The following is a 12,445-nucleotide window of genomic DNA, read 5'->3' as shown; positions in this document are numbered from 1 at the left end:
CGATCCTTGAAAACAAGGGATCGGGAAATCCGCAAAGGACATCCAGATGAATATTCATGAATATCAGGCCAAGCGTCTGCTGCACTCGTTCGGCGCGCCAATCGCCAATGGTGTGGCTGTTTATTCCGTTGAACAGGCGGAAGAATGGGCAAAAACGCTTCCTGGTCCGCTTTATGTGGTCAAGAGCCAGATCCACGCAGGTGGTCGCGGTAAGGGCAAGTTCAAAGAACTTGGGCCCGATGCAAAGGGCGGTGTACGCCTTGCCAAATCGGTTGAAGAAGTTGTTGCCAATGCCAAAGAAATGCTCGGCAATACACTGGTAACCGCCCAGACCGGTCCTGCCGGTAAGCAGGTTAATCGTTTGTACATCGAAGATGGTGCAGACATTGAGCGCGAATTGTATCTCTCGATCCTGATTGACCGCACCGTTGGCCGTCCTGCATTCGTGGTTTCCACTGAAGGCGGTATGGATATTGAAGCTGTTGCAGAAGCAACACCTGAAAAAATCATCAATGTTGCGATTGCACCTGAAGATGGTGTGACTGCAGAAGATGCAAACAAGCTTGCTGATGCGCTGAAGCTTGAAGGTGAAGCACGTGAAGATGCACTGAAGCTCTTCCCTGTTCTTTACAAAGCCTTCACTGAAAAAGACATGAGCCTGTTGGAAATCAACCCGCTTATCGTCATGACAGACGGCCGCATGCGCGTGCTGGATGCCAAAGTATCGTTTGATGGCAACGCTTTGTTCCGTCATGCAGATATTCTGGAACTGCGTGATACAAGCGAAGAAGATGCCAAGGAAATCGAAGCATCGAAATATGATCTGGCTTATGTAGCGCTTGATGGCAACATCGGCTGCATGGTCAATGGTGCAGGCCTTGCAATGGCCACCATGGATATCATTAAGCTTTACGGTGCAGAACCTGCAAACTTCCTCGATGTTGGCGGCGGCGCTACCAAAGAAAAAGTAACCGCAGCTTTCAAGATCATCACAGCTGATCCGGCTGTTGAAGGCATTCTGGTCAACATCTTCGGCGGTATCATGAAATGCGATATCATCGCAGAAGGCGTGATTGCGGCTGTTAAGGAAGTTGGTCTGAAAGTTCCTCTCGTTGTTCGTCTTGAAGGCACCAATGTGGAACTGGGTAAGAAAATCATCAACGAGAGCGGTCTGAATGTTATTTCAGCTGACGATCTCGACGATGCGGCGCAGAAAATCGTCGCAGCAGTGAAGGGAAATTGAGGCATGTCCATTCTGATCAACAAGGACACCAAGGTTCTCGTACAGGGTCTGACCGGTAAAACCGGTACATTCCACACCGAACAGGCGCTGGCTTATTACGGCACCCAGATGGTTGGCGGTATTCACCCGAAAAAGGGTGGTGAAACCTGGACTGGTGCAGGTGGCGAAACTCTGCCGATTTTTGCAAGCGTTGCAGAAGGCAAAGAGCGTACACAAGCTGATGCTTCCGTGATTTACGTTCCGCCGGCAGGTGCCGCTGATGCTATTATCGAAGCCATTGAAGCTGAAATCGGCCTCATCGTCTGCATCACCGAAGGTATTCCGGTTATGGATATGGTACGTGTGAAGGATCGTCTGATCCGTTCAAAATCACGTCTCATCGGCCCTAACTGCCCGGGCATCCTGACCCCTGAAGAATGCAAAATCGGCATTATGCCGGGCAATATCTTCAAAAAAGGTTCGGTTGGCGTTGTGTCGCGTTCGGGTACACTGACTTATGAAGCCGTGTTCCAGACCTCCAATGAAGGCCTCGGCCAAACAACTGCTGTTGGTATTGGCGGCGACCCTGTGAAGGGTACTGAATTCATCGACATGCTGGAAATGTTCTTGGCTGATGATGAAACCAAGTCGATCGTCATGATCGGTGAAATCGGTGGTTCGGCTGAAGAAGAAGCTGCACAGTTCATCGCTGACGAAGCCAAGCGCGGCCGTAAAAAGCCAATGGTTGGCTTTATTGCAGGCCGCACCGCACCTCCAGGCCGCACCATGGGTCACGCCGGTGCCGTCATCTCCGGCGGTAAAGGCGGAGCGGAAGACAAGATTGCTGCGATGGAAGCTGCGGGTATCCGGGTATCACCATCACCGGCACAGCTTGGCAAGACGCTCGTTGAAGTGCTGAAGGGCTGAGGATGAACGGCTCTCGTTAAATATTTCCCGGTTCCGGCTTTTAAGCTGGTGCCGGGATTTGCGCAATAAAGCGAGATTTCTCAGTTTCGGACTAACTATTTGAATATCTATATGAAACTGCCCTTAAATCGGCCTGATTTTTGAAGTTTTATATAGTCTTGATGTCAGGGGTGCCGCACAGTTCCGCCCTGACCGCGTGAGGGGAGAAGATTTCAACCCGCGCGAAGATGAACTGCTAAGAGGAGACGGGGCTCGGCCTCCGGATAAGTTATGGCAAGGCAAGAACAGGCTAACGACGTTTTCGCCCTCACTTCGTTCCTTTACGGCGGCAATGCCGACTATATTGAGGAACTATACGCTAAGTTTCAGGATGATCCGAACTCTGTCGATCAGCAGTGGCGTGATTTCTTCTCAGAACTGAATGATGATGCTGATGATGTGCGCAAGAATGCGCAAGGCGCATCATGGACAAAGCCGAATTGGCCTTTGGCTGAGAGCGGCGAATTGGTTTCAGCGCTGGACGGCAATTGGTCGGATGTTGAAAAACACGTCACAGACAAACTGAAAACGAAGTCGGACAAAGGCGAGAAAGCAGTACTGACTGCTGAAGAGCTCACGCAGGCAGCGCGTGATTCCGTTCGTGCAATCATGATGATCCGCGCTTATCGTATGCGTGGCCATTTGCATGCCAATCTGGATCCGCTTGGGCTTGCTGAAAAGCCGGATGCTTATAACGAGCTGGAACCTGAAAATTATGGTTTCACTCCGGCAGATTACAACCGAAAAATCTTTATCGATAATATGCTCGGTCTGGAATATGCCACTATTCCGGAAATGCTGGCTATTTTGAAGCGCACCTATTGCTCGACTATGGGTGTGGAATTCATGCATATTTCCAATCCGGTTGAAAAAGCCTGGATTCAGGAACGTATTGAAGGGCCGGATAAAGGTTTTGCTTTTACCCCTGAAGGTAAAAAAGCAATTTTGTCGAAACTGGTTGAAGCCGAAGGCTTTGAGCAGTTCATCGACGTTAAATATAAAGGCACCAAGCGTTTTGGTCTGGATGGCGGTGAATCGCTGATCCCTGCTCTTGAGCAAATCATCAAGCGCGGCGGCTCGATGGGCTTGAAAGAAATTGTGTTTGGTATGGCTCACCGTGGCCGTCTTAACGTGCTTTCACAGGTAATGGGCAAGCCGCATCGCGCTATTTTCCACGAATTCAAGGGCGGTTCATACGCGCCTGATGATGTGGAAGGTTCAGGTGACGTTAAATACCATTTGGGTGCATCATCAGACCGTGAATTTGACGGTAATGAAGTGCATTTGTCGCTGACCGCCAATCCGTCGCACCTTGAAATCGTCAATCCGGTTGTGATGGGTAAAGCCCGCGCCAAGCAGGATTTGCTTGTTGGCCGCACCCGTGATGATCTGGTGCCGTTGACAGAACGCGCCAAAGTGCTGCCATTGCTTCTTCATGGTGATGCGGCTTTCGCCGGTCAGGGTGTTGTGGCCGAGTGCTTGGGGTTGTCCGGTCTGCGTGGTCACCGCGTTGCCGGTACTGTTCACTTCATCATCAACAACCAGATCGGTTTCACCACCAATCCGGCCTTCTCCCGTTCATCTCCATATCCATCCGATGTGGCCAAGATGATCGAAGCGCCGATTTTCCACGTCAATGGTGATGATCCGGAAGCTGTTGTTTTTGCAGCTAAAGTTGCGATCGAATACCGCATGACATTCCACAAGCCAGTTGTGGTTGATATGTTCTGCTACCGTCGCTTTGGTCACAACGAAGGCGATGAGCCTGCGTTCACACAGCCTTTGATGTATCAGGAAATCCGTGCCCACAAGACCACTTTGCAGCTCTATAGCGACAAGCTGATTGCTGAAGGTCTGGTGACACAGGAAGAAGTCGACCAGTTGAAAGCGCAGTGGCGCGAAAATCTGGAAAAAGAGTTTGAAGCAGGTCAGAGCTATAAGCCCAACAAGGCTGACTGGCTGGATGGTGCATGGACAGGGTTGCGCACGGCAGATAATGCCGATGAGCAACGCCGCGGTAAAACCGGCGTGCCGCTGAAAGCTTTGAAAGAAATCGGTAAGAAGCTGGTTGAAGTTCCAAGCGATTTCAACGTGCATCGCACAGTACAGCGTTTCCTCGACAACCGCGCCAAGATGATTGAAAGCGGTGAGGGCATTGACTGGGCAACCGCAGAATCGCTCGCTTTTGCTACATTGGTAACTGAAGGTAATCCGATCCGTCTTTCCGGTCAGGATGTGGAGCGCGGCACTTTCTCGCAGCGCCACACTGTTCTTTATGATCAGGAAAATCAGAACCGTTACATTCCGCTGAATAATATTCAGAAAGGGCAAGCGATCTACGAAGCCATCAACTCGATGCTTTCGGAAGAAGCTGTTCTTGGCTACGAATATGGTTATTCGCTGTCTGATCCGCGCGCTTTGACCCTTTGGGAAGCCCAGTTTGGTGACTTTGCCAACGGTGCGCAGGTGGTGTTTGACCAGTTCATCTCGTCAGGTGAGCGTAAGTGGTTGCGTATGTCCGGTCTGGTTTGCCTTCTGCCGCATGGCTATGAAGGTCAGGGGCCTGAGCATTCATCCGCCCGTCTTGAGCGCTATCTCCAGCTTTGTGCCGAAGATAATATGCAAGTGGCCAATGTCACCACACCGGCCAACTACTTCCATATTCTGCGCCGTCAGATGAAGCGTGATTTCCGCAAGCCTTTGATCATGATGACACCAAAGTCATTGCTGCGTCACAAACGTGCCATTTCGACCTTGAATGAACTTTCAGGTGATTCATCCTTCCACCGTTTGTTGTGGGATGATGCGCAATATCTGAAAGACCAGCCGATCAAGCTACAGAAAGATGCGAAAATCCGTCGTGTGGTTCTTTGCTCCGGTAAGGTCTATTATGATCTTTATGAAGAGCGTGAAAGACGCGGTATCGACGACATCTATCTGTTGCGCGTCGAGCAGCTCTATCCGTTCCCGGCAAAAGCGCTCATTAATGAACTGTCGCGTTTCCGCGGTGCGGAAATCGTCTGGTGTCAGGAAGAGCCGAAGAACATGGGCGCCTGGTCGTTCATCGAGCCTTATCTGGAATGGGTACTTGCGCATATTGATGCAAAATATCCGCGCGCCCGTTATACAGGCCGTCCGGCTGCGGCATCACCTGCAACAGGCTTGATGTCCAGACATCTGGAACAGCTTGCAGCATTCCTTGAAGATGCGCTCGGCTCTTAATGAGCCGGACGCCTTTCATCAGAATTTTCAGACTTGAGATCAACGGAAGATAAAACCATGGCCACCGAAATCCGCGTTCCTACACTTGGGGAATCCGTCTCTGAGGCAACCATTGGCAAATGGTTCAAAAAAGTCGGCGAAGCTGTCGCTCTCGATGAACCGCTTGTCGAACTGGAAACCGATAAAGTTACGATTGAAGTTCCAGCTGCTGTTGCCGGCGTTCTGGCAGAAATCACCGCACAGGAAGGCGATACTGTTGAAGTAAACGCTCTTCTCGGCCAGATTTCCACTGATGGTGCAGCTGTTGCAGCCGCACCAAAACCAGCAGCTAGCGCACCTGCCACTGCCGCTGCACCTGTTGCAGCGTCAACCGGCCTTGCATCCTCTGGCCCGGCAATGGCTCCAGCACCATCTGCTGCCAAGCTTTTGGCTGAAAGCGGCCTTGCCGCTGATCAGGTTGCCGGTTCCGGCAAGCGTGGTCAGGTGCTGAAAGGTGATGTGCTTGATGCCGTCGCCAAGGGCATTGCTGCTGCACCTGTTGCTGCGCCTGCTGTTGCACGTGCAGCTTCACCTGCCGGTGATGAAGCGCGCGAAGAACGCGTGAAAATGACCCGCCTGCGCCAGACCATTGCACGTCGTTTGAAAGACGCGCAAAACACGGCCGCCATGCTCACCACTTACAACGAAGTGGATATGTCTGCGGTTATGGATCTGCGCAAGCGTTACAAGGATATCTTTGAGAAGAAACACGGCGTGAAGCTCGGCTTTATGGGCTTCTTCACCAAAGCTGTAACGCATGCTTTGAAAGAAATTCCGGCTGTTAACGCTGAGATCGACGGCAACGACATCATCTACAAGAACTTCGCTCATGTGGGGATGGCTGTTGGTACCGACAAAGGTCTGGTCGTTCCGGTTATCCGCGATGCTGACCAGCTGTCGATTGCAGGCGTTGAAAAAGAACTGGGACGTTTGGCCAAATCTGCCCGTGATGGTTCGCTTTCTGTGGCTGACATGCAGGGCGGCACATTCACCATCACCAATGGTGGTGTTTATGGCTCGCTGATGTCGTCGCCGATCCTTAATGCACCGCAGTCGGGTATCCTCGGCATGCACAAGATTCAAGAACGTCCGGTTGTTGTCGGCGGTCAGATCGTTATCCGTCCGATGATGTATCTGGCGCTGTCTTATGACCACCGTATCGTTGATGGCAAGGAAGCCGTGACTTTCCTCGTTCGCGTCAAGGATAGCCTGGAAGATCCGGAACGTCTGGTTCTCGATCTTTAATCTTTATAAGAGCGGTGGCTATCATAGCCGCCGCTCATTCTCTTGAATGTTTGTTTCGTCGCACTTTATCGGGTCAGAACCATGTACGCATACCTGATCGAACTGGCATCATTGATGGCGATTTTTGCTTTTGCAGTGATCTCGCCCGGCGCTGATTTGGCTATGGTGATGCGACAAGCCATGGTGCATGGCCGCAAACAAGCGATTATCACCAGTTTTGGCATTGGTGCTGCGTTGATGATGCATGTGAGCTATACCGTGCTGGGGCTCGGTCTTATTATCTCCAAATCAATCTATCTGTTTAATCTGGTGAAATGGTGCGGTGTAGCTTATCTGGTCTATATCGGCATCAAGGCTTTGCGTTCATCAGGTGGTTTTGTACAAATCAGCCCTGAGGGGAATGCGCAAAATGCATCAAAAATCTCAGTAAAACAGCAGGGTTTTATGAAGGCTTTCAGCCTTGGTTTTGCAGCTAATGCGCTTAATCCGAAGGCTGTGTTTTTCTTCCTTTCGATCTTTTCAACTGTGGTCAGCGTTGGCACGCCGACAGAGATCAAGCTTGGCTATGGGGTGCTGATGGCCATCTGCCTGATTAGCTGGTTTGTTTGTGTGTCATTGTTCATGACAACGCCGCATATGCAGGCTGCATTTGCGCGGATGGGTAAAATGATTGATCGGGCAAGCGGTGTGGTTTTTATCGCGCTCGGACTGAAACTGGCCACAGAAAAGGCCCATATGTAAAAGCATGTAATTTTCGATGATTTGTATGAATAGCGGGGATTTGCATGAATGACGGGTAACCCGAGGAGAAAACATATGAGCTGTTATCGCAGGATTTTTAAAACTGCTTCTGTGATGTTATTGGCAGGCATTGTGGCGGCTCCTACAAGCGCCTTTGCTGCCTGTATGCAAAATCGCGCGGTCTATACAGATCGCGATGATAATTACACCCTGACTTTTCGTCCAGAAGAGCCGAATGATCTAAATTTTAGTCCGGCTCCGACCAATGAATTTATAATTGTCTCCAATGAAAATCCGGATTTCAAACTGACCGGTTTAGTGGTTTGGCCGGAAGAAACGGTCAAGCGTCCGCTGGCAATGATTATGTATAATTGCGGCGGTGCGGGTGCATCATCTGAAGATCTGGACGATTGCAGCATTTGGCAGGGCGTTGTTTATGCCTTGAAAGAAACAGCCGAAGCCGAGCCGTTGCCAAAGGCTGAAGAACCAGCTGCCCAGACAGTGCTGTTTCCGGATTTGCTTGGTGCACTGGATGTTTATGATTTTGGCGCGGCCAAACCAAAGCAACCGCTGACATGGGAAGCGTTCCGCTTCAAAACCTGCACACAGGAAGAAGAATAAGTTTAAAACTGCCTGACAAGGCAGGTGTGAATAGCAATAGCTCATTGTTATCGAAAACGTGAGTTACCAACAATCAAAGAGCAGTTTTGCTCGCGTTGAAAATAAAGAGGATTATTGAATGTCTTACGATGTCGTCGTCATCGGAACCGGACCGGGCGGTTATGTTGCAGCTATTAAAGCCGCGCAGTTAGGCCTTAAAGTAGCGGTTATTGAAAAGCGTAAGACATATGGCGGCACCTGCCTCAATGTTGGCTGCATTCCTTCAAAGGCACTTCTGCATGCCTCTGAAGTTTATGAAGAAGCCGGTCATTCTTTTGATACGCTCGGCGTTGAAGTCAGCAAGCCAAAGCTGAATTTGGAAAAAATGCTGGCGCATAAAGACAATACTGTCAAAGCAAACGTTACCGGCGTTGAGTTTCTGTTTAAGAAAAACAAAATCACTGCCTTCACCGGTACCGGTAAAGTAGTTGCTCAGGGCAAAGTTTCAGTTACATCCGAAGATGGTAAAGTTGAAGAACTGACCACCAAAAACATCATCATCGCAACCGGCTCCGATGTTGCCGGTATTCCGGGTGTTGATGTTGCTTTTGATGAAAAGATCATTGTTTCCTCAACCGGTGCTCTTGCTTTCGAAAAAGTACCGGAAAGCATGATCGTCGTGGGCGGCGGTGTGATCGGTCTGGAACTGGGTTCTGTCTGGTCACGTCTTGGCACCAAGGTCACCGTTGTTGAATATCTCGACAAGGTCTTGGGTGCGATGGACGGTGATGTGTCCAAACATTTCCAGCGCATGATGGAAAAGCAGGGTCTTGTTTTCAAGCTGGGTGCGAAAGTAACCGGTGTTGAAAAAGCCGGTAAGGGCGCGAAAGTGACCTATTCGCCGGTTAAAGGCGGCGAGGAGCAAGTGCTCGAAGCTGATGTGGTGCTGGTTGCAACCGGTCGTCGTCCTTACACCGATGGTTTGGGTCTTCAAGAGGCAGGCGTGGCGCTTGATGAACGTGGCCGCGTTGCGATCAACGATCATTGGCAGACCAATGTTGCCGGTATATATGCCATCGGTGACGTGGTGAAAGGCCCGATGCTGGCGCATAAGGCTGAAGACGAAGGTGTGGCCGTTGCTGAATTGATCGCCGGTCAGGCTGGACACGTTAATTACGACGTCATTCCGGGCGTTGTTTACACCCAGCCAGAAGTCGCTTCTGTTGGTAAAACCGAAGAAGAATTGAAAGCTGCCGGCATCGAATATAAAGTCGGCAAATTCCCGTTCACCGCTAATGGCCGTGCACGTGCAATGCAGCATACCGATGGTTTTGTAAAAATCCTTGCTGATAAAGCTACTGACAAAGTTCTGGGCGCGCATATCCTTGGTTACAATGCCGGTGAAATGATCCATGAACTGGCTGTGTTGATGGAATTTGGCGGCTCGTCGGAAGATCTCGCACGTACCTGCCATGCACATCCAACCATGTCGGAAGCAGTGCGTGAATCTGCAATGGCGACCTTCGGCAAGCCGATCCATATGTAATTTGCATCGTGCAAATAAGAAAAGCCCGGATGTTACATCCGGGCTTTTTTATTGCCTTGATATGTGGCGGGGGTGTTAGTTCAGCGGCACATTCTCGACTGTAAATCCTTGTGCCCGCAACAATTCTACAAGGCCGTCGTCACCCGGTAAATGCAGCGCGCCAACGGCCATAAAGACATCGCCGTGATTGAAAAATGTGAGACCGCGTTCTACCATATTGTGGTTGCGCTTGGTGACCATGATCGCTTCAAACTTTTGATAATCTTCATCGTCAAGCCCGTCTTCATCGAGAGCTTGCAACAGCGGTGCCATCAGGCCGATACGCCCGCTTAGATAAAGATGCGTGAGCGTTTCCATGAAGTCATCAATCTCATCAAGGGCACGAACACTCGCGAGCAAGCCCTTGTGGTGAAACTCCATGGGTAAGGCTTTCATCGCTTCCAGTTGCTCTGCCGCTGTTTCCAAGCCAACCAGATATTTATCCTGATCTTGAGCGCGTTTGGCTAATTTCAAATCAAGCGCCACTTCGCCTTGTGCCTGATATACGCTTTCGCATTGCGGTATGCTGAGTAGATTGGTGACTATCCACGGCTGCAGCCTGTCGAAGACGGCGAAGCTGAGATTGCGCTTAACAAGCCGCTCTCGCATTTCTGCTTGTTCCTCATCGGAAAACAGCTTGGACAACCTATTTTCGCCCTGCATCTGAATGAGATCAGGCTGGGTGTTTAGAATTTTAAGCAGAAATGCAGGATCCATAACATCGGTTGTTTCGATGATCATGGTTTCGGCTTTGTCCAGCAATGCCAAAACGGGGGCAGGCGCATTGGAAATGCGAGGATCGCTTAAATGCATCGTGCCGAAAAGATAAGAGGGTTTGACATTCGGCTTGGTGATTTTCCACAGCAGGCCGGAATGATTGGGTGTATCTGCTGCCTGTGCTTCCAGCTTTTGATAGGTGTCGGGATGGGATTTGATAAAATCCGGCAGCAGATTTTTGGTAGGCTTACAACTTTTGGTCTGCGTTTCTTGTGCATAGGTTTTTTGCGTGAAAGCAAATGTGCCGGCGGCAAATAAAAGACTAAGCGTTAAAAAACGCGCGAAGGTTTTGAAGATATGCCATATGTTTTTCATGGGGCGAATATAGGCTTGAAACTCACAAAATTACATACGCGGATGCGCTTTATCGTAAATTTCCAGCAAGCGGTCGGTGTCCACACCGGTATAGACCTGTGTGGTGGAAAGGCTGGCATGGCCGAGCAGTTCCTGAATAGTACGCAAATCACCGCCACGGCCTAATAAATGGGTAGCAAAAGAGTGGCGCAAAGCGTGCGGCGTGGCGCTGTCTGGAAGCCCCAAGGCACCACGCATTTTTTGCATTTCTCGCTGGATGATACCTTGCTGTAAACGCCCGCCTTTGGCACCGCGAAAAAGCGGTTGATCGGCACTTAAATCATATGGGCAAAGTTTGCGGTATTCGGCAACGGCACGGTGGATAACGGGCAATAGCGGCACCATCCGGCTTTTGCCACCTTTACCGGTGAGCACGATTGAACGCTCTTTATCGTCAAGTAATGCATCACCATTAAGATTGAGTGCTTCAGAAATACGCAAACCACAGCCGTAAAGCAGCGTCAGTACTGCTGCATTGCGCGCAGCAATCCACGGCTCTTCCGCGAGCTGTTCCATCGTGTTGACGACTTTAAGCGCATCTTGGGTGGTCAAAGGTTTCGGCAAAGATTTGGGTTGTTTGGGCGCACGGATGGCGCTGGCACCGGCCGCATTGGCAAGGCCGCGACGCTCCAGATGGCGCAACAGCGAACGCACACCGGCAAGGCCGCGCCCAAGTGTACGTGCCCCCGCACCATCATTGCGGCGATTGGCTAAAAATGAGCGCAAATCGGCAACGCGCAATGCGCTGACATCTTTCAGGCTTGGCGGCTCACCCAAATGGCCGGTCAAGAATTGCAGGAACTGGCGTGTGTCGCGCTCATAGGCTTGCAAAGTATTGTCGGAAAGGCGGCGTGTTTCGCTGAGCGTTCTCAACCACTCCTCACGCGCAGCTTGCAAATCCGCACGGGCGGGGATCAGAAATTCTTGTGATTTGGAACCTGTGGTCATGGTTTTGAAAATGCGCCGTTTGATAAATTAAGCGATGCAACTATTGTGCCATTGAGTTATTACTCAGAGCTTACATATTATTTTTCTCAATCAATTATCTTGCAATTATCTTGGACTTTGCCTGAATATTGGTTAATCGGAAGCAAACTCTTTGATGAATGTTAGGAACCATCATGTCGCGTCCGGAAAATCCTGTCCAACTCGCCGTTATCGGTGCTGCACACGGCATACGTGGTGAAGTGCGTGTCAAACCCTATACGGAAGATCCGTTGGCGATCGGTGACTATGGTCTGCTGTATGACAAGCAGGGCAAATCCTATGAAGTGTTGGATGTGCGCAATGCCAAAAATGTGGTCATCGTTCGCTTTCGCGGTATCAATGACCGTAACGCGGCAGAAGCCCTGAACGGCACGGAATTGTTTATTGATCGTTCGCAATTGGCGGAAGATCTGGATGATGACGAATTTTATTATGCCGATCTGATTGGCTTACAAGCCTATGACAGGCAAGGCAATAATCATGGTCGCGTCCATGCTTTGTTTGATTTTGGCGGTGGTGATCTGATTGAACTGCGCCTGACAGGGCGAAAACCAATGCTTATTCCGTTTACAGAAGCAGCGGTGACCGAGATTGATCTGACCAATGGCAAGATCATCGTTGACCCTTATGCTGCTGGCCTCATTGCTAATCAGGATGATGACTATCCTGAAGATGGCTATGACGATGAACGTGATCGTGACGTATGA

The 12,445-nt window shown here is 50.3% G+C and carries 10 protein-coding genes; 8 read left to right on the top strand and 2 right to left on the bottom strand.

Going from position 1 to position 12,445, the window contains the following annotated elements; genetic code table 11:
• The first annotated feature begins 46 nt into the window (after nucleotides 1-46).
• The 7 genes from sucC to lpdA all read left to right on the top strand — a co-directional run bounded on the left by sucC (nucleotide 47) and on the right by lpdA (nucleotide 9,581).
• The gene (sucC, locus tag JNC77_RS00640; RefSeq protein WP_374828801.1) at nucleotides 47-1,243 is read left to right on the top strand and encodes an ADP-forming succinate--CoA ligase subunit beta; all 1,197 of its coding nucleotides are present in this window, start codon (nucleotides 47-49) and stop codon (nucleotides 1,241-1,243) included.
• Nucleotides 1,244-1,246: 3 nt separating this feature from the next.
• Entirely contained in the window at nucleotides 1,247-2,149 is a 903-nt protein-coding gene (gene sucD, locus JNC77_RS00635; RefSeq protein ID WP_374828800.1) for a succinate--CoA ligase subunit alpha, read from the top strand.
• A gap of 270 nt (nucleotides 2,150-2,419) precedes the next feature.
• The gene (locus JNC77_RS00630; protein WP_374828799.1) at nucleotides 2,420-5,410 is read left to right on the top strand and encodes a 2-oxoglutarate dehydrogenase E1 component; all 2,991 of its coding nucleotides are present in this window, start codon (nucleotides 2,420-2,422) and stop codon (nucleotides 5,408-5,410) included.
• Nucleotides 5,411-5,467: 57 nt separating this feature from the next.
• Nucleotides 5,468-6,694 (top strand): 2-oxoglutarate dehydrogenase complex dihydrolipoyllysine-residue succinyltransferase, encoded by a 1,227-nt coding sequence (gene odhB, locus JNC77_RS00625; RefSeq protein ID WP_374828798.1) that lies wholly within the window; start codon nucleotides 5,468-5,470, stop codon nucleotides 6,692-6,694.
• Between the two features lie 81 nt (nucleotides 6,695-6,775).
• Complete coding sequence (locus tag JNC77_RS00620; protein ID WP_374828797.1) at nucleotides 6,776-7,435, top strand: LysE family translocator; 660 nt, start codon at nucleotides 6,776-6,778, stop codon at nucleotides 7,433-7,435.
• A gap of 114 nt (nucleotides 7,436-7,549) precedes the next feature.
• The gene (locus JNC77_RS00615; RefSeq protein ID WP_374830382.1) at nucleotides 7,550-8,056 is read left to right on the top strand and encodes a hypothetical protein; all 507 of its coding nucleotides are present in this window, start codon (nucleotides 7,550-7,552) and stop codon (nucleotides 8,054-8,056) included.
• A gap of 118 nt (nucleotides 8,057-8,174) precedes the next feature.
• Nucleotides 8,175-9,581 (top strand): dihydrolipoyl dehydrogenase, encoded by a 1,407-nt coding sequence (lpdA, locus tag JNC77_RS00610; RefSeq protein WP_374828796.1) that lies wholly within the window; start codon nucleotides 8,175-8,177, stop codon nucleotides 9,579-9,581.
• A 75-nt stretch (nucleotides 9,582-9,656) separates the two neighbouring features.
• Here the strand turns inward: lpdA and JNC77_RS00605 are convergent, their stop codons facing one another.
• Entirely contained in the window at nucleotides 9,657-10,712 is a 1,056-nt protein-coding gene (locus JNC77_RS00605) for a TraB/GumN family protein (RefSeq protein WP_374828795.1), read from the bottom strand.
• Between the two features lie 30 nt (nucleotides 10,713-10,742).
• Nucleotides 10,743-11,699: a tyrosine recombinase XerC gene (locus JNC77_RS00600; protein ID WP_374828794.1), complete on the bottom strand. Its 957-nt coding sequence runs from the start codon at nucleotides 11,697-11,699 to the stop codon at nucleotides 10,743-10,745.
• 173 nt (nucleotides 11,700-11,872) lie between these two features.
• Between JNC77_RS00600 and rimM the strand changes: the two genes are divergently transcribed.
• The gene (gene rimM / locus JNC77_RS00595; RefSeq protein ID WP_374828793.1) at nucleotides 11,873-12,445 is read left to right on the top strand and encodes a ribosome maturation factor RimM; all 573 of its coding nucleotides are present in this window, start codon (nucleotides 11,873-11,875) and stop codon (nucleotides 12,443-12,445) included.

Source organism: Paenochrobactrum pullorum (genome assembly GCF_041929845.1).
In the GTDB taxonomy this organism is placed as follows: domain Bacteria; phylum Pseudomonadota; class Alphaproteobacteria; order Rhizobiales; family Rhizobiaceae; genus Paenochrobactrum; species Paenochrobactrum pullorum.
Note: the sequence above shows the minus strand (reverse complement) of the source record. Positions and strands in the feature narration are given on the sequence as shown.